Raw genomic sequence first — 25395 nt, 5'->3', positions numbered from 1 at the left:
GCCGCGCTCGTTCAGACGCCTGCGCGGCGCCCTGTGGGGTGGGGCGCCGCGCAGGCTTTCGATGTGCCAGCGCGGGCGTATCGCCCGCCAGTCGACGAGATCACCACGGCGCCCAAGCTCCGGGCGCATGGTTTGTCCTAAGAGGAGTGTTCGGCTATCTTCGCGCGCCTGAACGTGGAACTTGCCTCCTCATCGCCCGGCTTCGCCTTCGCGAAGCGGGGCTCGCCGCGAGGGGCTTCTCTCGCCGAGACGGTCGAGGGCCGTCGCGAGGAGGTGTCCGCGGCTGCGCTGTCGTCCGTGCGCGGGAGACAACTCGCACCCCGAGGCGGCTAGGATGGCCAAACCCACCGATCGTGAGCTCGTCGATCAAGCCCGGAGCGGAGATGCCCAGGCGTTCGGGGTGCTGGTTCGTCGCTATCAGAAGCGCATCTTCCGGCTGGCGTTCCACCTTGTCCGCTCGGGCGCGGAGGCAGAGGACGTGACGCAGGAGACCTTCGTCCGGGCCTATCAGGCGCTCGACCGGTTCGACGGCCGGAGCGAACCGTTCACCTGGCTCTACCGGATCGCCGTGAACCTCTCGCTCAACATGATCCGGGCCCGCAAGCCGAGCAAGAACTCGACCCCCGCGGACGATCCGCGGATCGAGGGGCTGCTGCTCGAGACGCGCCCGAGCCACGGCGTCGATCCGGCCGCGTCGACCCAGCGGCGCGAGCTCGCGGCCGCGCTCTGCGACGGCATCGACGCGCTCTCGGACACGCTGCGGACGACGCTCATCCTCGTGTGCATCGACGGCGTGCCCCACGAGGACGCCTCCAGGATCCTGGGTTGTCCGGAAGGAACAGTCGCCTGGCGCGTCCACGAGGCGCGCCGCAAGCTCCGTGTATACCTCGCGGAGCGCGGTTTCGGAGGGGACGCCGAATGAACGTCACCGACAAGCTCGACCTCGACGGGATGCTCAACGATTGGCCTGCCCCCGCGCCCTCGACGAACGACGAGGAGGCGTGGGAGACGCGGGCCGCTCACATCGTCGAGATCGCCATCTCCCGGCGCTCGGAGGACACCGAGGCGGCAGCCGACCTCCTCGCCCCCCCCGACCTCACCGCAGCGCCAGGCGAGGAGCAGACGGAGGACCCTTCGCGCGAAGCACGCGCATCAGGAGAACGCAGCACCATGGGGGACGGATCACAAGCAGCCAGGGCCTCGAAGCCTGAGAGCCTGTCGGGTGGCACCTTGTCGCGGCCGCCGGAGAAAAGACGCCAGTCGCTGAAGGAGATCGCCGAGCGGGTCAGCCAGGCGCCGGGTCGCGCGAGCGGTATGCCCGCGATGAGCGGCTCTGCGCTCTCGACGCCGCTGCCGGCTTCGGGACGCAGCTCGGCGCCGCCAGGGCGTGTGTCCCCGCTGCCGGGGCGCGGCTCGCTCTACGGCGGCGCCCGCGCGTCGTCGCCGTCCATGCGGCCGGCGGAGGGGGTGCCCGAGGACTCCGGTGTCATCGATCTGAACCGGCTCAACGCGTCGGCGCCCTCGGAGGTGGAGGCCTCCGAAACGGCGCAGCCTGGCGCGGCGGATCGGTTCCGGGACGCGAAGGCGGCAGCGGTGATGCCCGTGGCAGCGCGCCGCGCCCCGTCCGCGCCCGTGGCCTCGGCTCCGGCGAAGAAGCGATCCGGCGGGAGGATCGCCGGCGCGGCTGTCGCGGCCCTGGGGCTGGCTGCGGCGGTCACGGTCATGGTGAAGACGACGGCTCCACCGCAGCAGGAGATCGCGACGACTGCGTCGCCCGCGACAACCACCGTCGCGGCGACCGCCGCGCCCCGCGGCGACACGCGCGTGGAGCCGGCTGCTCCGGTCGCCACGGCGCCGAAGGAGAGCGTCGAGATCGAGCAACCCGTGCAAGCGGAGGAGAAGCTCGCCGCGGCGCCCAAGGCGCCACCCGCCCCTGTCGGCGGCGGCGCTCCTGCGCCGACGGCCGTCGAGGCGCCGGCCACGCCTGCCGCGTCGCCGAAGCCTGAGCACGGAAAGACCGTGGCTGCGCCGGCGGCGGCTGGCAAGCCGGGGGACCTCCCTTCGGCCATGCAGGCGGCCGTGGGCGACAACGGGGAGCGACAGCCGGCGGTCATCTCGGAGGCGCCGGTGCCAGCGTCGGGTCCGCTCCGGCAGCAGAACATCCCCGAACAGCCGTCGCAGGGCTCGGTCCAGGCCGCGCTCGGCTCGGTCATGGGCAGCGCCAAGGCGTGCGTCGCGGGCGCGGACGACGTGTCGCGGGCGCAGATCACGTTCTCGTCGACAGGCCAGGTGAGCAAGGTCAGCGTCAGCGGGTGGGCGGCGTCGAACGGCCAGTCGAGCTGCGTGCAGTCCGCGCTCAAGGGCGCCAACGTGGGTCCTTTCTCCAAGCCGTCCTTCTCGGTCAACGCGACCATCCGGCCCTAACCACGCGCAACCATGCGCCAACGCGCCCTCGTGGAGGGCATCCAAACCTCCCGGTTGACATGACCCACCCCGTGGGTAGAATTCGCGCCCCCATGGTTTCCGCAACACAGCAAACCCAGCGCATCCGCCGGCGCAAGGCGCGCACGGCGGGCACCCGCCGCAAGCGCTTCGAGCGCGCACACGGCACCCCCGCGTTCCCGATCCATCCGGCGGGTTACGACCAGAACGCGCCGGACGCCCTGCGCGCTGCCACGCCCGCCGAGGCGCAGGCGAAGAAGTAGGAGAGCTTTTCTCATGGCCAATCACGCATCTGCCGACAAGCGCAACCGCCAGCGCATCACGAGGACCGCGCGCAATCGCGCCGCCAAGTCGGAGCTCCGCACGACCGTCAAGAAGGCGCGCACCGGGCTCAAGGGCGTCCCGCAAGAGTCCGCCGCGCTGGTGACCGCCGCGGCCAGCGCGCTCGATCGTGCCGCGTCGAAGGGGACGATCCCCGCCAAGCGCGCGTCGCGCGTGAAGAGCCGCCTCGCCCTCGCCCTTCACAAGGCGAGCGTCGCCGCCAAGACCGCCGCGAGCTGAGAACAACCCTTCCGCACGTACGCCCCGCTCACCGCAAGGTGAAGCGGGCGTCGTCGTTTTGTCTCCCCGAAACGCCTTAGGCCCCCGTTGCCGTAGACCTTCGCTGCCGTTCCGCCGCCGCCGTCACAGCCACGGAGAGCGTGGCTCTTCCGCCCCTCTCCAACCCATGACGCCAGCGGCGGGCACCCGCACAGGAGACGGGTCCAGATCGGCGTTTTCGGCGCGGAAGCGTACTCCGGTACGCTGAGCACCGAAAACGCCGAGATGGGCCCGTCTCCGCAGCGGATGCCCGCCCCTTCAATGGGCGTCGGCCCAGGTGGGGGCGTGACCAACGTCGACGACGAGCGGGACGTCGAGCGGGAAGACCGACTCCATGGCCTCCCGCACCTTCGCCTTGGCCTCGTCCACGGCCTCGGCCGGCACCTCGAACGCGAGCTCGTCGTGCACCGTGAGCACCATGCGCGCGCCGGGCACGACGGGGCGCGGGACGCGCACCATCGCGAGCTTCAGGAGATCCGCCGCCGTCCCCTGGATGGGGGTGTTCTGCGCGATGCGCTCCGCCTGAGCGCGGCGCATGCGGTCGCTGCTGCGCAGATCCGGGAGCAAGCGGCGCCGGCCGAGCAGCGTCCGCACCGACTCGGAGCGCTTCGCCTCGGCCATCGTCCCCTCCATGAACTCGTGCACGCCCCGGTAGCGCGCAAAGTAGGCGTCGATGAAGCGCGCCGCCTCCGCCCGCGAGATGTCGAGCCGCTTGGCGAGCGCTGACTCGCCCATGCCGTAGATCACGCCGAAGTTGATCGTCTTGCTCCGGCGGCGCATCTCGGCGGTGACCCCTGCCTGGTCCACGCCGAAGATCTCCATGGCCGTGCGCACGTGCACGTCCTGCCCGGTGCGGAAGGCGTCCACGAGCACCGGGTCCTTCGAGAGGTGCGCGAGGACGCGCAGCTCGATCTGGGAGTAGTCGGCGCTCACGATCACGCTCCCGGGCGGCGCGACGAACGCGCGCCGGATCATCCGGCCGAGCTCCGTGCGGATCGGGATGTTCTGCAGGTTCGGGTCCTGCGACGAGAGCCGCCCGGTCGCGGCCACGGCCTGGCTCCAGCGCGTGTGGATCCGGCCCGTGCCGGGGTGCACGAGGCGCGGGAGCGCGTCGACGTACGTTCCCTTGAGCTTGGCGATGGCACGGTGCTCGAGGACCACCCCAGGGAACGGGTGCTCCTCCGAGAGCGCCTCGAGCACGTCGGCGTCGGTCGAGCGGCCGGTCTTCGTCTTGCGCTGAGAGCGCAGCTTGAGCTCGTCGAACAGGACCGCCTCGAGCTGCTTCGGCGACGCCAGGTTGATGTCGTGCCCCACGATCTCGCGCGCCTTTTGCTCCAGCGCGGCGAGCTCCGTCGTCATCTGCGCGCCGAGCTGCCCGAGCGCCTTCGGGTCGACGAGGACGCCCGTGAGCTCCATCTCCGCGAGCACGGCGGAGAGGGGCAGCTCGATCTGCACGAGCAGATCCTCGAGCTTCTCGGCGCGGAGCCGCGGGCGCAGCCGGTCGGTGAGCGAGAGCGCGACGTCGGCGAACGCGGCCCCGTAGCTCGACGCCTCGCCGAGCTCGATCTCGTCGAGGGCGCGCTGCGCCTGACCGCGGCGCTTCGGGGCCACCTCGTCGAGGGTCTGCATCTTGGCGCCGAGCTCGCGCTCGGCGAGCTCGTGGAGCTGGTTCTTCCCCTCGGGATCGAGCAGGTAGCTCGCCAGCATCGTGTCGAAGGAGACGCCCACGAGCCCGATGCGGTGCCGCAGGAGGATCACCTCGCAGAACTTGACGTCGTGGCCGACCTTCGGGAGCTCGGGGTCGGCGAGCAGCGGGCCCATCACCGCGTCGATGTCGCTCATCGAGAGCTGGGCCGGCGCGCCGAGGTAGCGGTGGCCCAGCGGGACGTACACGGCTTGCCCCGGCTCGCAGGCGAGCGCGAAGCCGCAGACGTGGGCGCTCATCGGCTCGCGGCTCGTCGCGAGCACGTCGAGGGCGAGGCGGCCGGCCGCGCGCGCCGACCTGGCGAAGCCCTCGAGCTCCTCGCGCGTCGTCAGGACCCGGTAGGTCGCCGCGCGCGCGGTCGGCTCGGGCGCGCGGACCGCCTTCAGGAAGCGCGAGAAGCCGAGCTCGGTGAAGAGCTCGCGGAGCCTGCCGGTGTCCGCGCCGCCGTAGCGCAGCGTCTCGAGGTCGAGCGATACGGGCGCGCCGCCGTCGAGCGTCACGAGCTTCTGCGAGAGGCGCGCGTCGACCTCGTTCTGCTGGAGCGACTCCCGGATGCGAGGCTTCTTGACCTCACCGATGCGCTCGTAGATCGCCGAGAGCGAGCCGAACTGCGCGAGCAGCTCGGCGGCCGTCTTCATGCCCACGCCGGGGACGCCAGGGACGTTGTCCGAGGTGTCGCCTACGAGCGCGAGCAGGTCGCGCACCTGCTCCGGCGGCACCCCGAACTTCGCGACGACCTCGGGGTGCCCGTAGACCTTGTCGCGCATCGCGTCCCAGAGCGTCACCTGCTCGCCGTCGACGAGCTGCATCAGATCCTTGTCGCTCGACGCGATGACGACGCGCAGCCCCTGCTCCTTGGCCCGCGCGACGGCGACGGCGACGAGATCGTCCGCCTCGAGCCCCTCCTGGATGAAGATCGGGATGCGGTACGCCTCGACGATCTCCCGGCAGCGGTTCATCTGCACCCCGAGATCGGGCGGCGGCGGGGGCCGGTGAGCCTTGTAGCGGGGGTCGAGCTCGTCGCGGAACGTCTTGCCCGGCGAGTCCATCGCCACGCCCAGGTACGCAGGCTTCCGCTCGTCCACGAGCTTCGTGAGCATCGCGACGGTGCCGTACGTCGCGTGGGTCGGCTCGCCGCTCGGGCTCGTGAGCGGGCTGATCGCGTGGTAGGCGCGGAAGACGTAGCCCGACAGGTCGACGAGGTAGAGGACGTCCGGAGCTCCGGCCGGGGGAAGCGCGGTAGGGCGCGTGGACATGGACCGACCCTTAGCACCTCGGCGCGCGGCCGTTCACCGAACCACGACGTCGCGCCGTATCGTCACGTCGAGGGTGCGCCCTTCCCGCTCCACGCCGACGGCGACGACCGTCCCCGCCGGGCCGCGGAGGCGCTGGATGCAGTCGGCGAGCTCCAGGTCGGTCGTGGGCCGGCCGTCGATGCGGGCGATGACGTCGCCAGCCATGAGCCCGGCGGACGCCGCAGGCCCCCCCTCGACGACGCCTGCGATGATCACGCGGCCCGAGGAGAGCGAGAGCATCGCGCCGATGCCCGTGAGCTCCTCGCGCGCCCCGCCGTCCTCCAGCTGGCGGAGCTCGACGTCGACGCGCGTCGACTGCGCGCCGCGCGCGTCGAGGCCGGACACGATCTTGGCCATGTACTGCTGGTGGCGCACGCGCACCGAGAACGGGCCGCTGGCCGGCACCCCTTCGAGCTCGTAGTCGCCGTTCGCGTCGGTCAGCGCGAGCGAGATCGCGTTCGCGCCCGATGAGGTCGCGGAGTCGAGCTCGACCTGCGCCTCCACGACCGGCGCGCGCGACGCGGCGTCGACGATCCTGCCCCTCAGCGTCGCGCCCTGCGCCAGTACGATCCGCACGCGTTCGGCGGCGCGGCCCGCCTCGACGTCGACGGCCCGGCTCCGCGCTGGCGGGCGCCCGGCCGAGCTCGCCGTCAGCACGTAGCGGCCCGGGGCGAGCGCGTCCCACCGGAAGGCGCCGCCCGGATCCGACACCTTGCGCGCGCGGCCGTTCACGCTCCCGTGCGCGCCGGACCCAGCCGGCGTGAACGACTCGATCGCCAGGAGGTACGCCTCGATGGGCCTGCCCGAGGGATCCACGACCTCGCCCACGATCGAGCCTGCGGCGAGCAGGCGAAGGACGTTGTCGCGGCCCGCGGCGACGCGCGTGGGCTCGGCGTCGCCGTACGGAGGCAGCGCGGCGGTGGCGGTACAGCCGTCGGCCTCGGACGGCAGCTCGAAGCGCCCCTCGCCGTCGGCGCTGGCCGACACGCCCGGCGGTTCGCGGCAGTTGACCACGGCGCCGGCGCTCGGGTGGCCCTCCGGATCCAGCACGACGCCGCGGACCGGCCCCACGCTCGCGGCCGTGACCTCGCGCGGCGCTGGCGGAGCTGGCGGCGCCGGCGGTGCCTCGGCCTCGCGCGGCGCCGTGAGCTCCGGCTGCGGTGGAGGGAGCAGCGCAGCGGCCGGCTCGCGCCGGGCCGGCATCACGGGGCTGGGCCGCGGCAGGAGCAGCCAGACGAGGAGCGGCATGACCAGCAGCGCGACGGAGAGCAGCGCAGCGGAGAGCCAGGCCCTCCGCTGCGCGCCTGCCATCCGGCTGTCCGCCATGCCATCCTCCGCCGCCGGTTCACCGGCCGGCGTCGGCCTCGTCCGAGCCTTCGCCCGCGCCTTGAGGGGCTGCGCTCGCGTCGGCCGGCCCGTCCGGCGACGCCTCATCCGTGGGACCGAGCGCGGGGCCGCGTGGCTCGGCGGGCCATGGCGTCTCGCTGGAGGAGCCGCCGCACGCCCCGAGGAGCAGCACAAAAGGTAGGAGCAAGGTGCCGGACCGCATCGCCGGCATCCTAGCTCGTTTTTGCAGGGTGGTCATGACGGCCGGGCGCACCGCCCGGCCATGGAGCGAGCGCGGCAGGCGCCGGCTCAGCGCGTGGACAGGTTCGTCCGGGCGATCCAGAGGCAGGCCGCGGCGTTGACCGCGCACCACACGACGAGGGCCATCCGGCCGAAGGGACCGGCGGCCTCGCCGAGCAGGACGACCGACGTGAGGTAGGCCGCCGTGCCGACGGCGAAGCCCGCGATCGCTGGCCGGAGCCTCTTCACGCCGAAGAAGATCGCCGTGAGGCCGAGCGGGACGAGCGCGTTGGCGAGCGGCAGCCAGCGGTGGACCGACGCGCCGATCAGCAGGTCGAGGTCGGCGATCGGCCGGGCCAGCACGTCGACGGCGAGATCCACGCGCGGCAGGAGCCACGGAGCGAAGAAGAACAGCCCCGGCCCTGCCGCGAGCGCCGGGAGGAGGAAGCTCGCCCGCCACGGGCTCGTGGCGCTCGCGTCCTTCTTGCGGGCGCGGCGCGCGACCCACGTCGCGAGCACCAGCAGCGCGAGCAGCCGCACGACGATGTGGCTCTGCGTCACGCGCACGACCGAGCTCGCGGCGTCGAGGATGCCGGCCCCGTAGAGGAGCTTGCCGCCGTCGGAGTCGTCGACGGCGCGCGCGCCTGCGCGGAGCGCGTCCTCGACCGCGCGCGGGTCCGACACGCCGAGGCTCACGAGCAGCGCCGCCGCGCCGGCCACGTGGGGCGCGGCCATCGAGGTGCCGCTGTATGCGTAGTAGTTCTGGCACTTGTCGCGCCCGCGGTTGCAGATGGTCTGCTGGGTGACGTTCACCCCGGGCGCGGCGACGTCGACGCCCTGGCCGCGCGAGGAGAACCTCGCGATCTTGTCGTTCGCGTCGGTGGCGCTCACGCCGATGACGCCATCGGAGGCGCCGGGGAACTGCACGCGCCCGCCGGTGTTGCCGGCCGCCGCGACGACGACCGCGCCGCGCGCGACCGCATCGTCGATCGCGCTCTGGAGCACCTTGGAGTTGCGCGGGCCGCCGAGGCTCAGGTTGATGACCTGGGCGCCGTGCTCGGCCGCCCACCGGATGCCGTCGGCCACGTCGGCGGTCGTGCCCCAGCCGCTCTCGTTCAACACCTTGACCGGCATGAGCCGCGCGTGGAACGCGAGCCCCACCGCGCCGAGGCCGTTGTTGGTCGACTGCGCGATCGTCCCGGCGACGTGCGTGCCGTGGCCCTGGTCGTCGTTCGCGTGGTTCGTCTTGGTGACGAAGTTCCATCCCTCCACGCACTCGGTCGAGGCCAGGTCGGTCCCCTTGGTGAAGGGCCCGTGGTCCTCGCACGCGATGCCGGTGTCGACCACGGCGACGGTGACGCCGCGACCGGAGGCGAAGTCCCACGCGCGCTCGGCGCCCACGCGCGCCATGTGCCACTGGTCCTTCATCAGCGGGTCGTTCGCGACGAACGAGGCGACCACCCGGGCGAGCGGCTCCGCAGCCTCGACGCGCGGATCCTTCGCGAGCCGCTCCAGCGTCGCGCTGACGGGACCGTCCACCGTGGCGATCTGGATCCGGGTCTCCGAGACGAGCGCGGTCGGCTTGACGACGCGCAGCGAGAAGTCGCGCACGAGGTCCGCGAGCGAGGCGTCGTCGAGGTCGTCGCGCGCGTCGACGACGATCTGCCCGGGGATGTCGTAGCTGGTCTCGTCGAGCTCGGAGGCCATGCCGTACAGCGGCTCGCCCGCGGTCGCGACCGGTTCAATCAAGACGTCCGGGCCGCGCAGCGACGGGCCGACGTCGACGGGCAGCGCAGGGTTGACGTATCCAGGAAGGCGAGGCTCGAGCATCCCCGGCGAGCGCGCCGCGAGGACGGCCCCGGCGCCTTGGCCGTCCGTCCCATCCTCGGCCCTGGCCGCACCCGCCGCTGCGACCACCGCTGCCGCGGCGAGCAGCGACGTCGCGAGCGCGCGTCCGGTTCGGAGATTTGCGGTCCCTGGCCAACGCAGAAGGCGAGACGTGTGCATGCGGGTCTCCTCACCGGCCAAGGTAGCGCCGCTGCCCGCGAGCAGCCATGCGTCCGGCGAGGCGACAGACGGCGCCGACAGGCGCCAGGCCGCCAGGCCCGGCAGGTGCGGCGCCGTGATCCTGGCGATCTCTGACTTCCTGGAGCCACAGCGGCCACGCCCACGACCTCCTACGACTGGGCCCCTATCGCACCTTCACAGGCGGACCGCGAGCGCCCGGGTCGGCCGTGAGCGCTGATTCGAGGGAAGAGCAGGCTCAGGGGTGGCCGCCGCCCTCGCCCTCGCCCTCGTGGCCCCCCTCGCCCTCGTCGCGATGGTCGTCGTCGTGCTCGTCCATCACGCCGTCATCGTCGTCGTCGTCGTCGACATCGTTTGACGCGCCGTCGTCGTCCTCGTCGTGGTCCTCGTCGTGATCCGCGACGCCGTCTGCGTCGTCGTCCTCGTCGTCGACATCGGCGCGGCCGTCATCGTCGTCGTCCGCGTCCTCGTAATCGGACGTTCCGTCGCTGTCCGAATCGACCTGATCGAGCGGGTTGCCCTCGGACACGCACTCGTTCTCGTCGACATCGACCTCGCCGAGATCGATGTCGTCCTCCGCCTCGTCGGTCGACTGCGGGCGGAGCATGCGGACGGGCGGATTGGCGATCGGGAGCAGCGAGGTGAGCGCCCCGCCGGCAGAGGAGGCAAATCGCAGGTCAGCAATGCCCTTGTCCCCGTCCCTGAGCACGAGGACATACCGGGGCCCCTTGGGAAGCGTGAGCCGGAAGTCGCCCTGCGCGTCGACCGGCGCAGAGTAGGTCTTCGCCGCCTGTGCTTCGGCCTGGGCCACCAGGGCGACGACCTCGGTCGCCACCGTGCCGGACTTCAGGTGACCGCGGACGCTGCGAATCTCCGACTGGCTCTCACCGGTGCTGTCCGTGGAGCCGCTGTTGCTGCATGCGATGCCACCGAGCGCCGTCACGCCGACGAACAGGACCCCAAACAAAGTCGAATGCCTCATGAATACCTTCTTTCAAGCGACGCGTGGTGCTGCGTTTCCGCTGTTCAAGACAGCTCGTGAGGTAAAGAGCCGAGAGCGTCCGATATCGGCTCAAGAAACGAACAGCCCCCCAAACCGGTCGTCTCCGCCCCGGCTGGGCTGCCGGTCGCCGCCCGTCACACAGCGACGCGCTCGGAGGGGGTATCGGCCTGTCGGGTCCTGAGACCTCCGCTGCGCTCCGCGCTGAAGAAACATGAGCCGACGCGCTCGTTTCCGGGCTCCTATCCGTCAGGTGCCCCCGCTCCCGATCGCCACATCGAAGGAAGCCGCGTCCCCGGAGCCCGCGCCGGGGCGCAACGTCGTCTCGCTGCTGCCGCAGTCCGAGCGATCGGATGAGGAGCTCGTCCGCGCCATCGCGGCCGGCGAGCCCTGGGCGGCCGCGATGCTGCTCGACCGGTACGGACCGCTCGTGGAGCGGCTCATCCGGCGCATCATGGGTCGCGACCCCGAGCTGGAGGACCTCGTCCACGATGCGTTCGCGACCGTCCTCACGTCCATCCACCAGGTCCGGGATGGCCAGGCGGTGAAGGGGTGGATCTCGTCCGTGGCCGTTCACACGGCGCACCGCGCTATTCGCCGCCGCCGCCTCTCGCGGTCGATCTTCTTCTGGCGAAAGGACGAGGAGCTGCCAGAGCCCTCGTCCTTGCCGGCCTACGGGCCGCGGGAAGCGCTCAGGCAAGTCTACGCGGTGCTCGACGAGCTCTCGACGGAGGACCGCATCGCCTTCACGCTGCGCTTCATCGACGAGATGCCGCTCGAGGACGTGGCGAGCGCCTGCGGCGTGTCGCTCGCGACCATCAAGCGGCGCCTCGCCCGCGCTGAGCAGCGGTTCACCGCCGTGTCGAAGCGCGATCCGGTATTGCGGGGGTGGATGGAGGAGGGCGACCGATGGACCACGATTTGATGAGATCGCGCGCTGAGGTCCTGCGCGACGTCCGCGCCGCCTCCGACGCCGCAGCCCTGCCGGCCAAGAACCTCAACGCGGCAAGGCGGCGGGCGCTCTTCACATGGAAGACCGCGCGGGAGCGCCGCCCCGCACGCCGCGTCGTGGCGGCGTTCGCGACCGTGCTGGCCCTCCTCGTGGGCGGGCTCGTGCTCCTGCCACGGGGGCCGTCGCTCACCTACGTCGTCGGGCCCGGCGCGGAGGCCGGCCAGCTCGGAGCGTGGATCGCTGCGGAGCGGGAGGCGACCCCGCTCAGGTTCTCGGAGGGCACTGTCGTGACCCTGGCGTCGGGATCGCGCGCGCGGGTGACGCAGGCCGACGCGCAGGGCGCCTCGCTGCTCCTGGAGCGCGGCACCTTGCACGCCCGCATCGTCCACGCGAGCTCATCGACGCGGTGGAGCATCCACGCTGGCCCGTTCGAGGTCGCCGTGGTCGGGACCGAGTTCGACCTCGCCTGGGACCCGGGCCGGGAGCGGCTGGACGTGGCGCTCCACGAGGGGCGGGTCGTCGTGAGCGGCCCCTTGCTCGATGACGGGCGCGCGCTCGTACCCGGGGAGCGGCTGCACGTCAGCGTCTCCGAGCACCGGAGCGAGCTCTCCAGGGGCGTGCCCCCGGAAACCCCGCCTTCGGCCGCCGCGACCTCGGCCACGGCGGAGCCGCCGCCTCCGATCGGTGGGGCCGGCCCGGGCGCCGAGGCGCCGGGGCCAGCGCCGGCCGCGGCGCCGCCTGCGCCCGAGCACCGGCGCGATGCCGCGGCGGAGCCCGGCTGGCGCGCGCTCGCCGCGAAGCGCCGGTATCGCGAGGCGATGGCCGCCGCGCAGCGCGAGGGGTTCGAGCGCGTCCTCGCCAGCGCGAGCGCCGCCGACCTGCTGGAGCTCGCGGACGCCGCGCGCTACTCGGGCGAGTTCCAGCGCGCCCGCGAGGCGCTGCTGCAGGCGCGGCGCCTCGGGGCACCCGGGCGGTCCGCCTTCCTGCTCGGCAAGCTCGCCGCGGATCATCTGGGCACGCCGGGCGATGCGATCACCTGGTTCCAGACGTACCTCGATGAGGAGCCCGGCGGCGGGCTCGCAGAGCAGGCGCTCGGCCGGCTCATCGAGCTGCGCCAGCGCCGCGGCGACGCCGCGGGCGCCAGCGCCGCCGCAGCGCTCTACCTGGGGCGCTATCCGGGCGGCGCCTACGCGTCGCTCGCGCAGACCGCGGTCGCCCCTTGACGGCCCGGGCGCTCGCGGCCGCGGCGACGCTCGCGCTCGCGCTCGGCGCACGCCCGAGCCTGGCCGAGCCGGTGCGCGTGCTGCTGATCCCGCCCGGCGCTGCGGATCCTGTCACCGCGCGCCTCCTCGACGAGCTCGTCGCGCTCGGGCTCATCGTGGAGGTCGAGGGCGGCACCCAGGCAGATCTTCCTGCGCTCGCGCGGGCGCGCTCGGCCCGCGCCGCGCTCCGCGTCGATCGGGCGCGGCGCGCGGTCGAGATCTGGGACGCCGGGTCGCCCAGCGTGGTCCGTGTCGAGGCGCACCCGGGCGAGCCGGGCGGAGAGGCGGCAGGGCTCGCGCTCCGCGCCGTCGAGCTCCTGCGCGGGCGCCTGATCGAGGTGCCATCGCCCCGCGCGGCCGCGCCGGCAGCGGCCGCTCCCGCGGCGGCCGCGCTTCCCGCAGCGGCGCCCGTGCCAGCCGCGTCCTCGGCGGCGGCGTCCACTCGAGCCGCGCCGCGGATCCCGTCGGAAGCGCCCGCGCCCGGCGCCTCTCGGGCGTCCCGCGCCGACGCCACGCCCGATCGACGCGCGCCGATCGGGCTGCATGCGGGTCCGAGCCTCGTGTTGCAGCCGGGCAGCGCGATGTCGCCTGAGGGGGCCGCCATGGGCGGAGCCCGCTGGAGGCTCACCGACCGGATCGACGGCGAGATCCTCGCGGTCGTCCCTCTCGTGCCTGCAACCGTCGACTCTCCGACCGGGCGCGCGCGGCTCTCGACCGTCGTGGTCGGCGCCGACGCGTCGATAGGCCTGCTCGCTCCGCAGCTGCCGATCTTCATGCGGGCGGGCGCCGGCGCCGGCGCCGGCTTCCTGACCTACGACGGCCAAGCGTCGACCGGCGACGTGCGAGGGCGCGCTGGCATCACCCCGTACGCGCTGCCGTTCGTCCGCTGGGACATCGGGTGGAACTTCCATCCTGTCCTGACCCTGCGCGCTCATGCCCTTTCGGGGATCGCCGCCCCCCGCCCCGTGATCCGGTTGTCGGGCCGCTCCGACGTGCCCTTCGGCCGACCACTGCTCACCCTCGCCCTGCTGCTGGAGGCCGGGATCCGGTGACGGGCCGCGCCGCCGGCGCCCTCCCCGGGCAGATGACGTCGCGCGCCCGGGGTGCCTCTTGTCGCAAGGACATGAGCTTTTTTGCCGCGTTCCGGGCTCTTCTAGATCAGCCTAATGACGACCCGCTCTGCGCCACGACATCTCGCTCTGCTGGCCTGGCTGTCCGTGGTCTCGCAGCTGACCGGCGTCGGGTGCGGCGACACGCTCATCGACGTGCTCGTGCCCGCCGACGCGGGCGGCGGAGCAGGCGGTGCGGAGGGCGGAGGGGGGGCCGCCGACTGCGCTCCCCCTCTGGCGGCGTGCGCCAGCGACTGTGTCGACCTGTCCACGAGCAACGCCCATTGTGGCGCCTGCAGCGAGGCGTGCTCCGGAGGCGCCTTCTGCAGCGCGGGCAGCTGCGTCTGCCGCGAAGGCGATACGATGTGCAGCGGCGTGTGCACATCGCTCGACGCGGATCCTCAGAACTGCGGGGACTGCGCGATCCGCTGCGGGAGCGGCCAGTCGTGCCGCCAGGGGGTCTGCGGGACCGCTTGCCCGCCGCCCCAGGTGCTCTGCGACGGCGAATGCGTGGATCCGGAGCCGAGCGGGGCGAACTGCGACTGCGGCGAGCTGTGCGAGGAGGGCGAGGGAGGTGAGGCGGGCGAGGGGGGTGAGGGGGGTGAGGCGGGCGAGCGAGGCGGGCCGTGATCCTCCGATGGGGAGTTCTCGCCTCAGGCGAGCCCCACCGCAACCGCCCTCCCTCGTCACACTCGTGCTCTCCCGTGCGCCCTGGAAAGAGCCGCCGGAGGAGGGGGTGGCGCGCGGGCGGCGGGGGTGGGCCCCACAAACCCGAGCGCCGGCCCGCATCGAAGCGGCTCCCGCCCAGCCCACCCCACCCGCCTGAGGGGCAATAGCCGCCAAAAGGCGCGAGTTTGTGGGGGACCCCCGCCGCCCGCGCGCGCGCCACCCCCTCCTCCGGCGGCTCCCCTGCAGTCCGCGACGCCTCGCCCGCGGCCTCCGCCCCTGGCTCAGCTCACTTCGACGTGCCCCAGAGTCCCGCCATCCACGCTTCCACGTCGCTCACGGACCTCGGGATATCGCTCGACAGGTTTCGATACCCCGTCTCCGTGACGAGGATGTCGTCCTCGATGCGCACCCCGATCCCGCGGTACCTGGCCGGGACCGTCTCGTCATCGAGCTGGAAATACAGCCCCGGCTCGACCGTGAGCACCATGCCCGGCTTGAGCTTGCCGAACTTGTAGACCTGCTGCCGCGCCTGCGCGCAGTCGTGCACGTCGAGGCCCAGCATGTGGCTCACGTTGTGGAGCGAATACCGGCGGTAGAGCTGCCTGTCGTCCTTGAGCGCCTCCTCGGCGGAGACGTGGAGGATGCCGAGCCGCTCGAGCCCCCGGGCGAGCACCCGCATCGCCGCCCGGTTCGGCTCCATGAAGTCGTTGCCCGGCTTCACCTCGCGGATCGCCGCCTCCTGCGCCTCGAGCACGAGCTCGTAGATCTCGCGCTGCTCCCTGGAGAACTTCCCGTTGATCGGCAGGGTCCGGGTGATGTCGGCCGTGTAGAGCGCGTTGCCCTCGACGCCGGCGTCGACCAGGAGGAGCTTGCCCGGCTCCAGCGCGCCGTCGTTCCTCGTCCAGTGCAGGATGCACGCGTGGTGGCCCGACGCGGCGATGGTCCCGTAACCGACGTCGTTGCCCTCGACCCGGGCGCGCAGGTTGAAGGTGCCCTCCACCTCTCGCTCGCTCCGCGCGCGGGGGAGCGCCCGGATGACGTCCTCGAAGCCCCGCTTCGTCGACGCGACGACCGCCTCGAGCTCTTCCACCTCGAGGGCGTCCTTGACGAGGCGCATCTCCGAGAGCGCCTCGCCGAGCTGCTTGTCGCGATCGTGCCGGGCGAGGAGTTTGTCGACGCGCTCGGACATGCCGCGGAGCACGCGGTGGGGGCGCGTCACCGTACCGACGAGTCCGCTCAGGTATGCGTCCAGCTCGGGGAGCCCGCGGCACTCGTCGACGCCGAAGTGCGCGCGGCTCTGCTCGACGCCGAGGCGCGGGCCGACCCAGAGCTCGCCCTTGGCGCGATCGGTGAAGAACGTCTTGTCGCTGCGCCCGGGGTTCGGCTCGACGAAGAGGATGTCCCGGTGCCCGCCCCCCTCCTGCGGCTGCAGCACGAGCACGCAGTCAGGCTCGAGGTTGCCCGTCAGGTAGAAGAAGTCCGAGCCCGGGCGAAAGCGGTAGTGCGTGTCGTTGGAGCGCACCTTCTCGTGCCCGGTGGGGATGATGAGCGTCTCCGCCGGGAAGAGCTTCGACAGGGCGCGGCGGCGGGCAGCGAACACATCCGCGTGCGCGATCGCCTGCGGGAGCTCGCCGGACGCCGGCGCCCAGCGTTCCAGCATGAACGCGATCAGCGCCTCCGGCAGCGTCGAGTCGTGGCTCGCCGGCTTGGCCTCGGCGCCGGCAACCGCAGCCGCGGGTGCCTCGGCCGGGCCGCTGCCGGTGGGCGCGCTGTGGGCAGGATCTGCCTGGAGGGGGGCGGCGCTGGTCTCGGGCGTGTGGCTCATGAGGCTCGAACTATGGGTCGATCAGGCGAGGTCGTTCAAGCCAAAGCGCGCGCCCTTTCACGCTCGGGCGGATCGACCCGTGCGGCGAGGCAGCGCGTCACGCGACCGAGACGCCGCCATCGACCGCGAGGATCTGGCCGGTGATGAAGTCGTTTTCCGCAAGGAACACCACGGCGCGGGCGACGTCTTCCGCCTCGCCGATGCGCTGGAGCGGGATGCGCTCGCGGAGGCGAGCGAGCGTGGCCTCGTCGTAGGAGGACGGCGGCAGCACCGTCCCGGGTGCGACGCCGTTCACGCGCACCTCCGGCGCAAGCCCCACGGCGAGGCCGCGGACCAGGTGCGCGAGCGCGGCCTTCGACACGGAGTACGGAATGTAATTTTTCCAGGGGCGCTCGGCGCTCACGCAGACCATCGCGACGACACTGCCGCGGCAGGCGCGGAGCGCGGGAGCGAGCTCGAGCGTGAGCAGGTACGGCGCGGTCGCGTTGAGCGCCATGGCGCGGTCCCACGCGTCGCCGGAGAGCTCGGCCGGCGGGACCCGATCGAAGTTCGCCGCGTTGTGGACCAGGAGGTCGAGCCGACCAGACGACCAGTCGAGCACCGCGCGGGCGAGCGCGGCGAGCGCCCCCCGGTCGTGGAGGTCCGCCTGGAACGCGGCGGCGCGGCGGCCGAGGGAGCGCGCCTCGTCGACGACGACGTCCGCGCCGGCGCCGCTCGTGGCGTAATGGACGGCCAGGTCGGCGCCGGCGGCCGCGAGCGCGCGGGCCGTCGCGGCGCCGAGGCGGGTGCCGGCGCCCGTCACGAGGGCGATACGGCCAGTCAGGGGGGCATGGGGCATGGCGAGGTGTGTAGTCGATGCGGGGCCCCGCGCGTCGAGTTGGTGGACGTCGCGCGCCGCCGTTTTTTTCGCCCGTGCCGCGCGCCATGGCACGCTGGACCGGCTTTGCCGACGCCTCCGACACGCCGAGCAGCCGCACAGGAACGCTCCCTGGAGCCGCCGCGCCGCCTGCGCGCCCTCGCCGCGGCGCTGCTTTGCGCGACTGGATGCAGGGAGCGGCTCGAGTCCATCGATCTGCCCAGCATCGGCTTGCCTGGCCTCGATCCGCCCGGCGCGAGCGCCCCCGCGGCGCCGGCGAGCGCCGCTCCGCGGGCCCCGAGCGCGCCGCGCGCCGCTGGGACAGCGAGCGCCGCGCCGCGCGCCGCCGCGCCAGCGACCCGACCCGAGTGCGACGAGCTGCCGTCGGAAGAAGAGGAGCGGCGCGCGCAGCTGCCGCCCCTGACGGCGCTCGGGAAGGCCGTTCCCACGGAGCCGTGGGCCCCGCCGCCGTACGAGGTGCTCCCGGGCGTGACGCTCCCGGCGAAGATCGCCGCCAAGGTCGAGCAGATCGACCAGGGCTACGCGCGACGCACGCGCGAGCACCTCGTGATCACGAGCGGGACACGCGACGCGAACCGCCAGGCCAGGGCGATGTTCACGAAGCTCAGGCTCGGCGAGGACCTCCTCCAGCTGTACCGCAACAAAGCGGCGGTCCAGGAGATCAAGAGGGCGTATCAGGCGAACTCCCGCAAGCCGCCAGAGCAGGTGGTGGCCGCCATGGAGGCCGTGATCCAGGACCAGATCGACCGGGGGATCTACGTCTCCGCGCACCTGCGCAAAGGCGCCGTCGACGTGCGCAACAGGACCATGTCGCCCAAGGAAAAGCGCGCGTTCCTCGAGAGCACCGCGGAGGTCGGGGGCGTCCTGGTGCTCGAGGAGACGACGCCCGCGCACTACCACCTGCAGATCGATTGACGGGCGCGCACCGTTCCATGGCGCCCCGCCGGCCGCCGGGCGTCAGGGCATACGCAGCGGCGCGACCACGCTCGCCACGCGGCGCATGCGCAGCGAGAGCCCGATGAGCATCGCTCCCTCGGCGATCGCGAACGCCCCGATGAACCAGACGAGCGCCAGCACGCCGGCCGCCGGGAGCGCCACCATCATGACGCCGAAGATCACGAAGACGGCGCCGCTCAGCCCGAGCCAGACCTCGTTGGCGATCACGTGCCGGAGCTTCACCGCGCTGACGATCTTGAAGATGCCCATCACGACGGCCCACGCAGCGACCACGCCGTAGAGCGTGAGCGCGGTGATCATGGGCCGCCAGAACGTCAGCACCGCGATCCCGACGCCGAAGATGCCCTCGACCACGGAATACACGCCGCCGCGGCCGCTGATCGCGGACGCGAACGCGGCGCAGCCGTCGAACAACGCCCACACGCCGAACAGCAGCACGAGCGTGGCGAGCGATGGGAGCGGCCACACGAAGAACAAGATCCCGAAGAGGATCCCGACCACGCCCCTCAGGGCCAGCAGCCACCAATACCGTCCCAGCGATTCCATGCCTCACCCCTCCTCTGGCATCCACGTCGCTCACATCCGGCGGACGCGCGCGACCTGAGCGCACGGCGCATCCGCCGCTCGCGCGCGGAGAGCTGTGCCGCTCATGCCCGCACGGCGTCACACGGCTCGGGCTGAATGCACGTCCCCTGCCCGACCACGGCGAGCGGGCTGCTCAGCAGCCTCGGGCAGGCGAGCCCATCGAAGGTCGACCGCTGGTGTCCACGCCGGGAGCGCTGGTGCCGACCCCCTGACAGGCGCGCGACGGCGCGACGCCCGTTGGCCGCAATGCAGCCTGCAGCCCGGTCATCGACCGCGCCGCTGCTGCGGCCGCGCTACGTCCTCCTCGATCGCCGGGCCGCGCAGGCCTCGCGGCGCGCGAGGCTCACAGGCCGGCGATAGGCCCGCCCGCCGGGTCGCCGTACTCCGACAGCTCGACGCCGAAGTAGTTGATGATGGAGCAATGGAGCGCGCCGGTCGGCGGCTTGTTGGCCTTGACGGCGCGGCCTGTCTGGAACCCCCCCACGTGGCCGGCCAGCATGATGGGCATGTTGGTCCGACCGTGGGAGTCCCCGTCGCCGTTCTCTGATGTGTAGAGCACGAGCGACTCGTCGAGCAGGTTGCCCGTCGCCATCTGGGCGGCCTTCATCGCGTTGAGCAGGTAGGCGAAGCGGCGCACCTTGAACCGCGAGGTCTGGACGACGCGGGCGTTCGCGATGCGCATCGCCTCCGCCTGCGGCAGCCCGTCGAGATCGGTCGCGCGGTCGCGATCGCCGAGCTTGTGCGAGATGAAGTGATCGCTCCAGTCCCCCACACCGTCGGACAGATCGTACCCGGCGAAGTCGAGGCCCCAGCTGTTCGAGTACTGCAGGACGAGCACCCGCGTCAGGTCGCAGGTGAGGGCGAGGAGCCCGAGATCGATCATCTGCTTGAACTTGCCGTGCAAGTTCTGCCCCTTCGTGGGCGCGCCGGGGACGGTGCAGCCCGATTGCGTCGTGGACTGGATCTGCTTCTCCAGCTCGAACACCGACTCGAGGTGCTGCTCCACGCGCGCCCGGTCCGTCGCGCCGAGGCGCAGGTTCAGGCGCCTCGCGTCCTCTCGTACCCAGTCGAGGACGCTGGCGCGGCGCCGCCGGATGTCGTCCATCTCCTCGCTGGGGTTGCCCATGTTGCTGAAGAGCGTGTCGAACACCTTCGCCGGATCGCGGAACGCATCCTCGACCTGCCCGCCGTCCCTGAACGAGATGAAGCCCTGCGTGACCGCCGTGTCGCCCGTGGGGGACAGGTTGAGGTTGCGGAACGGGGTCTCGGCCGCGATGTGGTTGGCGAGGTACTGGTCGAGCGTGGCCTTGCGCGGGACGGCCGTCCCGCCGCCGTCGGTGTGGGCGCACAGCGCCATGGCCGGGCTGTGGATGTCGGAGCAGATCACCTGATGGTCGACGCCGGACACCATGGTGACGTCGCGCCAGATCGCATCTCCCGCCGGCCACTCGCGCTCGGCGTCGAAGCCGTTCATGTCCACGAGGCAGGGCGGCAGCCCCTCCGCCGAGAGCGCCCCCGCCGTCTTCGGGTGCCACGCCCCGGGATCCGTGCCGTTCGGGACGAAGAACGCCACAAAGCGCTTCGGATCCGCCGGCGCAGCGCTGGCGCGCTGGGGCCGCATCACGTCGAGGAACGGCAGGGCGACCGCGACACCCGCCCCACGGAGCAGAGCTCTTCTCGAGATCTTCACTGGCGACACTCCTCTTCCGTCGGTCGAACCGTGTGCGAGCACATCACTGTGGCGCCCTCCGCAGCCGGAACTCCGGCGAGCGCGCGATGGCGGTCAGGTAGGAGCGGAACCGGTTGCCGTCCTGCGTGAAGCTCTCCGCGGAAGCGTCGATCGCGCAGCGGTCCTCGGCCGCCGGCTCGCGCCCCTGGGTGTAGATGAACAGCTTCTCCGCGACGCATGCAGCCAGATCGGGGCTCCGCCGCAGCTCCGCCGCCAGGGCAGCGAGCGAGTCGAACGACTCGTTGGCTGCGCCTTCCAGGCGCGGCTCCAGCCCGAACTCGTCGATACCGATGCTCCCATCGTACTTCCCCAGCTTGTCGTACTGGGCGAACCCGACGCCGATAGGATCAATGAGCGCATGGCAGCCAGCGCACCCTTCCTGGGTGTTGCGCTTCTGGAGGACCTCGAGATAGGTCAGGCCGGACAGCTCGCTCTCCAGCTGCTCGAGGAGCCCCGCGGGGATCGAGATCTTCTCGCAGAGGAAGGCCGCCCGGAGCCACTGGCCGCGCACGGCGATGAGATCGCCGTCGTTCTTGGCGCTGATGAGGCTCGCGTGCGTGAGCAGCCCCGTGTTCGCCCGGTGGTGGCCGGCCGGAAACTCCACGCGGCTCACGCCGTCCCCCGACACCTCTAGGCCGTAGAACTTGCCGAGCGCCGGGGTGACATACGTGTGGTTCGCGGTGAGGGCGTCGAAGAAGTCGACATCCGGGGTGAACGCGTGCTCGCCGAGGACGAGCTCGCTCTCGGCGATCATGTCCTCGAGCAGCGCGGGCGTGAACGACGCGTCCGGGTTGACCGGCGCGCGGAGCTGCTCGAAGGTCAGCCACTGCTTGAAGAAGGCGTTGAAGAAGACCTGCGTCCGCTCGTCTTCGACCATCTCTTCCGCGACAGCGCGGAGGCCCTCGGCGCTGTCGAGCTCGCCGGACTCTGCCCGCTCGAGCAGCTCTGCGCTCGGGGACCGGCCCCACATCGTGAACGACAGCCGCGACGCGAGCTCGAGCGGCGTCAACGTCGACGTCTCCGAGCCGGCCGCGCCGACCTCGATCCTGAACAGGAAGCTGGGCGAGGTCAGCAGCGCCTCGATGACGAAGCGGAACGCGTCCTCCCTGTCCCGCGCGACCTCGCTCGCCCGCGCGACCAGATCGCTCGCCTCCTCGGCCGAGAGCGGCCTTCGATACGCCAGCTTGCCGAAGCGCTGCACGAAGCGATCGAGGCAATCGTCGGCCTCCGGCTCGCAGCCGAGCACCGAGGTCCGGCGCGCCTCGTCCGCCATGAGCTCCTGCCCGAGCGTCTCCGCGATGGCCAGGTAGGCGCGCAGGTGCTGATCCGACACGTTCTGGAGGGCGGCGATCGTCCGGAAGCCGCCCTGGCCGGTGTCCTCGGGAATGCTGTCCACGACGGGCGGCTCGTCGAGCTGGAACAGGTCCTGAAGGGTCAGCTGGACCTCGACCTTGGACAGGCGGCGCAGCACGCTGGGGCTCGTTCGGGCCTCGCTGCAATCGTACGCGGCCGGCTTCCCGGTGGTCGGGTCGATGGGCCCGTCGTCGTCGATAGAGCTGCCCGAGCTGCCCGGGCTGCCATCGCCGAGCTGCCCGGTACAGGCAGCCGCCGTCAGGCCGACGAGCCCCATCGCGAACATGCCCGCCGCGACGGAACGGCGGAGGAAGGGTACCGATCGATCGGTGTCGGGCGGCGCTGTCTTGCTCATGGAGTGACCAGCCGTTCGGGTGGAATTCACCTGGCGCATCCCGAGACATGTCCCGACGATGAGCCGCTTCATGCTTTAAGGAGAATATTGAAGCAGAGCGGTACGTGCGCCCCGGCGTCACCTCGGGGCTCGGTCTACATTCCCGACGATCGCTCTCCTGATCTGATCCAGGCTTACCCTACTTCCGCCCGCCGACCAACCCCCTTCGTCGATCGCCCGGAGGCGTTCCGCAGAGACATTCTGGGCGGCAGAAGCATCCCCCTCGAATTTTCCGGGGTGAATTGAACAGGAGGCGGGGAAAGGGGATCAAACTCCCACCGAATCTCCCCGTCTCCTCGCCTCCCTGTTCAATTTTCCGCCCAATGCCAATCGATGAGGGGAATTGTCAGATTAGGCGGCCCCATCCGCTCCAGCGCGCCCCGATTGGCTCTCTGGTCGTCGGGCTCGACACCTATGCTCGTGGCGATCTGGGAGCCTCCACGAAATCGGGTGTGGTGTTCGTCTCGGATCTCTGACGACTGCATCGCCGGCCGCCTGTGCGCGCCAGGTGACGGCGCGGACTGCCGCGCTCGATCGCGCGATGATGCGAACCAGCTCTTGCGAGTCCCGGAAATCCCGTTCTTCGATCCTGTCCACCCTTGATTTCCACCGGAGCGGCGCTGTACCTCGGCGTTCTCGTGTAGGCTCCGGCGCGGGCGCAGACGCGGGAGCAGAGGAGCAGGGCGGTGAGGATCACATGCGTGGGCGGCGGGCCATCGGGCCTCTATTTCGCCCTCCTGGCGAAGCAGGCAGACCCCCGGCGAGAGGTCGTCGTGGTGGAGCGGAATCGGCCCGACGACACGTTCGGCTTCGGGGTCGTGTTCTCGGACGCGACGCTCGACGGCCTCGCCGACGCGGATCGCCCGAGCTACGATGCGATCCGGAGCAGCCTCGCCCACTGGGACGAGCTCCACGCGCACTTCGGCGGGCGTGTCCTCGTCTCGAGGGGGCACGGCTTCAGCGGCCTCTCGCGCCAGAAGCTGCTCGCGATCCTGGGAGATCGGGCGCGCGAGCTCGGCGTCGTCCTGCGCTTCGAGGAGGAGGTGACGGACCCGGCGGAGGCCGTCGCCGAGAGCGACCTCGTGGTCGCGGCCGACGGGGTGAACAGCCAGATCCGCGAGCGATTCGCCGACCGGTTCGGGCCGCGCATCGACGTCCGCCCGAACCGGTTCGTGTGGCTCGGCACGACGTTCCCGTTCGACGCCTTCACCTTCTACTTCGAGGAGAACCGCCACGGCCTCTTCCGGGTCCACGCGTACCGCTACGAGCCGGAGCGCTCGACGTTCATCGTCGAGTGCCGGGAGGAGACCTTCCGGCGCGCGGGCCTCGATCGCGCCAGCGAGGACGAGACGATCGCGTACTTCGAGGAGCTCTTCGCCGAGAAGCTCCAGGGACACCGGCTGCTGAAGAACCGGAGCGTCTGGCGGAGCTTCCCCACGGTGCACAACGAGCGCTGGAGCGCTGGCAACGTGGTGCTGCTCGGGGACGCCGCGCACACGGCGCATTTCTCGATCGGCTCGGGGACGAAGCTCGCGCTCGAGGACGCGATCGCGCTCGTCGACAGCCTCCAGCGGCACCGGCGCGTGCCCGAGGCGCTCGCCGCCTACGAGGCGGAGCGCAAGCCCAAGGTGCTCGCGCTCCAGCGGGCCGCGCAGGTGAGCCTGCTGTGGTTCGAGAACACCGAGCGCTACATGGCGCTCGACCCGGTGGAGTTCATGTTCAGCCTGCTGACGCGGAGCCTGCGGGTGACGCACGAGGGCCTGAAGGCGCGTGACCCGGCGTTCGTACGCGAGATCGACGCGCACGTGGCGCGCAAGGCGGAAGCGCAGGCGGGGGCGCGCCTCCTCGCCGGGGATGGGACGCCGCCGCCGCCGATGTTCACGCCGTTCCGGCTGCGATCGCTCCTGCTGGAGAACCGGGTCGTTGTGTCGCCGATGTGCCAGTACTCGGCCGAGGAAGGGCAGATCGACGACTGGCACCTCGTCCACCTTGGCAGCCGGGCGCTCGGAGGCGCAGGGCTCATCATCACGGAGATGACCGATGTCAGCGCGGAAGCGCGCATCACGCCGGGCTGCGCGGGGCTCTATCGCCCTGACCACGTCGAGGGGTGGCGGCGCGTCGTCGATTTCGTCCACGCGCGCTCCCGGGCCAAGATCGGCGTCCAGCTGGCCCACGCAGGGCGCAAGGGGGCGACGAAGCTGCTCTGGGAGGGCATGGATGTGCCGCTCGAGCGCGGCGCCTGGCCGCTGCTCAGCGCTTCCGCCATCCCGTACCTCGCGGAGAGCCAGGTCCCGAAGGCGATGGATCGCGGGGACATGGACCAGGTGACCTCGGACTTCGTGCAGGCAGCGAGGCGGGCGGACGAGGCCGGGTTCGACCTGATCGAGCTGCACTGCGCGCACGGCTACCTGCTCGCGAGCTTCATCTCACCGCTCACGAACCGGCGCGACGACGCGTACGGCGGTCCTATCGAGAACCGGATGCGCTACCCGCTGGAGGTGTTCGACGCGGTGCGGGCCGCGTGGCCGGCGGAGAAGCCCATGAGCGTGCGCATCTCCGCCACCGACTGGGCGCCGGGCGGGCTCACGACAGACGATCTGATCGCGCTCTCGACGATGCTGCGAGAGCACGGCGCCGACATCATCCACGTCTCGGCAGGACAGACGGACCCGTCCAGCAAACCGGAGCACGGCAGGCTGTTCCAGACGCCGCTCTCGGAGCTCGTGCGGCTGGAAGCCAACGTGCCGACGGTCACCGTGGGCAACATCCAGAGCTACGCGGACGTGAACAGCATCATCGCGGCCGGAAGAGCCGACCTGTGCGCGCTCGCGCGGGCGCACCTCTACGACCCGTACTGGACCCGGCACGCCGCCGCGGAGCAGGGCTTCGACATCGACTGGCCACCTCAGTACAGGTCGGTCGAGAGATACACGCTCCGCATGCGGTGACCCTGCGGGGGCGGAGGGTGAGGTCTCTCCTGCCCGGGCCGCGCCACGCAGCGCCCCGGTCCGGCGAAAAAAGTGAAGGCGAGCCCTTGATCCTCACGCTAC

20 protein-coding genes are annotated in these 25395 nt (G+C 71.8%); 10 read left to right on the top strand and 10 right to left on the bottom strand.

All coding sequences use genetic code 11. The features are described 5' to 3' along the window. Positions 1 to 334 precede the first annotated feature (334 nt). The 4 genes from WME79_RS47290 to rpsT all read left to right on the top strand — a co-directional run bounded on the left by WME79_RS47290 (position 335) and on the right by rpsT (position 3003). A complete protein-coding gene (locus tag WME79_RS47290) occupies positions 335 to 922 on the top strand; it encodes an RNA polymerase sigma factor (protein ID WP_437529091.1) in 588 nt (195 codons plus the stop codon). Next, positions 919 to 2424, top strand: a complete 1506-nt coding sequence (locus WME79_RS47285; protein ID WP_437529088.1) for a hypothetical protein — start codon at positions 919 to 921, stop codon at positions 2422 to 2424. Before WME79_RS47290 ends, WME79_RS47285 begins: the two co-directional genes overlap by 4 nt. A 92-nt stretch (positions 2425 to 2516) precedes the next feature. Continuing rightward, positions 2517 to 2705, top strand: coding sequence for a hypothetical protein (locus WME79_RS47280; protein WP_044967265.1), 189 nt, complete (start codon positions 2517 to 2519; stop codon positions 2703 to 2705). Positions 2706 to 2718: 13 nt separating this feature from the next. Then, on the top strand, positions 2719 to 3003 hold the full coding sequence (gene rpsT, locus WME79_RS47275; RefSeq protein WP_437529084.1) for a 30S ribosomal protein S20: 285 nt from the start codon (positions 2719 to 2721) through the stop codon (positions 3001 to 3003). Positions 3004 to 3300: 297 nt separating this feature from the next. Here rpsT and polA read toward each other — a convergent pair whose 3' ends face one another. The 5 genes from polA to WME79_RS47250 all read right to left on the bottom strand — a co-directional run bounded on the left by polA (position 3301) and on the right by WME79_RS47250 (position 10615). Further along, complete coding sequence (gene polA / locus WME79_RS47270) at positions 3301 to 6003, bottom strand: DNA polymerase I (protein WP_437529081.1); 2703 nt, start codon at positions 6001 to 6003, stop codon at positions 3301 to 3303. 33 nt (positions 6004 to 6036) lie between these two features. Further along, positions 6037 to 7368, bottom strand: a complete 1332-nt coding sequence (locus tag WME79_RS47265) for a carboxypeptidase regulatory-like domain-containing protein (RefSeq protein WP_437529078.1) — start codon at positions 7366 to 7368, stop codon at positions 6037 to 6039. Between the two features lie 19 nt (positions 7369 to 7387). Beyond that, positions 7388 to 7591, bottom strand: a complete 204-nt coding sequence (locus tag WME79_RS47260) for a hypothetical protein (RefSeq protein ID WP_437529075.1) — start codon at positions 7589 to 7591, stop codon at positions 7388 to 7390. 86 nt (positions 7592 to 7677) lie between these two features. Then, entirely contained in the window at positions 7678 to 9615 is a 1938-nt protein-coding gene (locus WME79_RS47255; RefSeq protein ID WP_437529073.1) for a S8 family serine peptidase, read from the bottom strand. A 256-nt stretch (positions 9616 to 9871) separates the two neighbouring features. Then, positions 9872 to 10615 carry a hypothetical protein gene (locus WME79_RS47250; RefSeq protein WP_437529070.1) on the bottom strand — a complete coding sequence of 248 codons (744 nt, stop codon included), beginning with the start codon at positions 10613 to 10615 and terminating at the stop codon, positions 9872 to 9874. A 232-nt stretch (positions 10616 to 10847) separates the two neighbouring features. Between WME79_RS47250 and WME79_RS47245 the strand changes: the two genes are divergently transcribed. From WME79_RS47245 to WME79_RS47230, 4 genes are all read left to right on the top strand, one after another. Continuing rightward, positions 10848 to 11558 carry an RNA polymerase sigma factor gene (locus WME79_RS47245; protein WP_437529067.1) on the top strand — a complete coding sequence of 237 codons (711 nt, stop codon included), beginning with the start codon at positions 10848 to 10850 and terminating at the stop codon, positions 11556 to 11558. Beyond that, on the top strand, positions 11558 to 12808 hold the full coding sequence (locus WME79_RS47240; RefSeq protein ID WP_437529065.1) for a FecR domain-containing protein: 1251 nt from the start codon (positions 11558 to 11560) through the stop codon (positions 12806 to 12808). Before WME79_RS47245 ends, WME79_RS47240 begins: the two co-directional genes overlap by 1 nt. Next, a complete protein-coding gene (locus tag WME79_RS47235) occupies positions 12805 to 13899 on the top strand; it encodes a hypothetical protein (RefSeq protein WP_437529062.1) in 1095 nt (364 codons plus the stop codon). Before WME79_RS47240 ends, WME79_RS47235 begins: the two co-directional genes overlap by 4 nt. A 114-nt stretch (positions 13900 to 14013) precedes the next feature. Beyond that, complete coding sequence (locus WME79_RS47230; protein ID WP_437529059.1) at positions 14014 to 14586, top strand: hypothetical protein; 573 nt, start codon at positions 14014 to 14016, stop codon at positions 14584 to 14586. A gap of 325 nt (positions 14587 to 14911) precedes the next feature. On the opposite strand, the gene WME79_RS47225 is transcribed toward WME79_RS47230, so the two are convergent. Continuing rightward, positions 14912 to 16450: an aminopeptidase P family protein gene (locus tag WME79_RS47225; RefSeq protein WP_437529057.1), complete on the bottom strand. Its 1539-nt coding sequence runs from the start codon at positions 16448 to 16450 to the stop codon at positions 14912 to 14914. A 97-nt stretch (positions 16451 to 16547) separates the two neighbouring features. Continuing rightward, a complete protein-coding gene (locus tag WME79_RS47220; RefSeq protein WP_437529054.1) occupies positions 16548 to 17288 on the bottom strand; it encodes an SDR family oxidoreductase in 741 nt (246 codons plus the stop codon). Between the two features lie 249 nt (positions 17289 to 17537). On the opposite strand from WME79_RS47220, the gene WME79_RS47215 reads away from it, so the two are divergent. Further along, the gene (locus WME79_RS47215; RefSeq protein ID WP_437529052.1) at positions 17538 to 18242 is read left to right on the top strand and encodes a hypothetical protein; all 705 of its coding nucleotides are present in this window, start codon (positions 17538 to 17540) and stop codon (positions 18240 to 18242) included. A gap of 42 nt (positions 18243 to 18284) precedes the next feature. Here the strand turns inward: WME79_RS47215 and WME79_RS47210 are convergent, their stop codons facing one another. From WME79_RS47210 to WME79_RS47200, 3 genes are all read right to left on the bottom strand, one after another. Continuing rightward, positions 18285 to 18830: an HdeD family acid-resistance protein gene (locus WME79_RS47210; RefSeq protein WP_437529049.1), complete on the bottom strand. Its 546-nt coding sequence runs from the start codon at positions 18828 to 18830 to the stop codon at positions 18285 to 18287. Between the two features lie 382 nt (positions 18831 to 19212). Continuing rightward, the gene (locus WME79_RS47205) at positions 19213 to 20559 is read right to left on the bottom strand and encodes a DUF1552 domain-containing protein (RefSeq protein WP_437529046.1); all 1347 of its coding nucleotides are present in this window, start codon (positions 20557 to 20559) and stop codon (positions 19213 to 19215) included. 43 nt (positions 20560 to 20602) lie between these two features. Next, positions 20603 to 22306 (bottom strand): DUF1592 domain-containing protein, encoded by a 1704-nt coding sequence (locus WME79_RS47200; protein ID WP_437529044.1) that lies wholly within the window; start codon positions 22304 to 22306, stop codon positions 20603 to 20605. Between the two features lie 740 nt (positions 22307 to 23046). Between WME79_RS47200 and WME79_RS47195 the strand changes: the two genes are divergently transcribed. Next, positions 23047 to 25293 (top strand): bifunctional salicylyl-CoA 5-hydroxylase/oxidoreductase, encoded by a 2247-nt coding sequence (locus WME79_RS47195; protein ID WP_437540078.1) that lies wholly within the window; start codon positions 23047 to 23049, stop codon positions 25291 to 25293. Positions 25294 to 25395 lie beyond the last annotated feature (102 nt).

Origin of the sequence: Sorangium sp. So ce726 (assembly GCF_051521405.1) — a bacterium.
Taxonomy (GTDB): Bacteria; Myxococcota_A; Polyangia; order Polyangiales; family Polyangiaceae; genus Sorangium.
The sequence above is the reverse complement of the archived record's forward strand: the minus strand, read 5'-3'. Positions and strand labels throughout refer to the sequence as shown.

Bases quoted from the DNA above. Each gene is read 5' to 3' on its own strand.
- WME79_RS47200 (WP_437529044.1), bottom strand. From the start codon at position 22,306: ATGAGCAAGACAGCGCCGCCCGACACCGATCGATCGGTACCCTTCCTC.
- WME79_RS47225 (WP_437529057.1), bottom strand. From the start codon at position 16,450: ATGAGCCACACGCCCGAGACCAGCGCCGCCCCCCTCCAGGCAGATCCT.
- WME79_RS47245 (WP_437529067.1), top strand. From the start codon at position 10,848: ATGAGCCGACGCGCTCGTTTCCGGGCTCCTATCCGTCAGGTGCCCCCG.
- WME79_RS47250 (WP_437529070.1), bottom strand. From the start codon at position 10,615: ATGAGGCATTCGACTTTGTTTGGGGTCCTGTTCGTCGGCGTGACGGCG.
- polA (WP_437529081.1), bottom strand. From the start codon at position 6,003: ATGTCCACGCGCCCTACCGCGCTTCCCCCGGCCGGAGCTCCGGACGTC.
- WME79_RS47285 (WP_437529088.1), top strand. From the start codon at position 919: ATGAACGTCACCGACAAGCTCGACCTCGACGGGATGCTCAACGATTGG.
- WME79_RS47255 (WP_437529073.1), bottom strand. From the start codon at position 9,615: ATGCACACGTCTCGCCTTCTGCGTTGGCCAGGGACCGCAAATCTCCGA.
- WME79_RS47265 (WP_437529078.1), bottom strand. From the start codon at position 7,368: ATGGCGGACAGCCGGATGGCAGGCGCGCAGCGGAGGGCCTGGCTCTCC.
- WME79_RS47240 (WP_437529065.1), top strand. From the start codon at position 11,558: ATGAGATCGCGCGCTGAGGTCCTGCGCGACGTCCGCGCCGCCTCCGAC.
- WME79_RS47290 (WP_437529091.1), top strand. From the start codon at position 335: ATGGCCAAACCCACCGATCGTGAGCTCGTCGATCAAGCCCGGAGCGGA.
- WME79_RS47280 (WP_044967265.1), top strand. From the start codon at position 2,517: ATGGTTTCCGCAACACAGCAAACCCAGCGCATCCGCCGGCGCAAGGCG.
- WME79_RS47210 (WP_437529049.1), bottom strand. From the start codon at position 18,830: ATGGAATCGCTGGGACGGTATTGGTGGCTGCTGGCCCTGAGGGGCGTG.
- WME79_RS47220 (WP_437529054.1), bottom strand. From the start codon at position 17,288: ATGCCCCATGCCCCCCTGACTGGCCGTATCGCCCTCGTGACGGGCGCC.
- rpsT (WP_437529084.1), top strand. From the start codon at position 2,719: ATGGCCAATCACGCATCTGCCGACAAGCGCAACCGCCAGCGCATCACG.
- WME79_RS47260 (WP_437529075.1), bottom strand. From the start codon at position 7,591: ATGCGGTCCGGCACCTTGCTCCTACCTTTTGTGCTGCTCCTCGGGGCG.
- WME79_RS47230 (WP_437529059.1), top strand. From the start codon at position 14,014: ATGACGACCCGCTCTGCGCCACGACATCTCGCTCTGCTGGCCTGGCTG.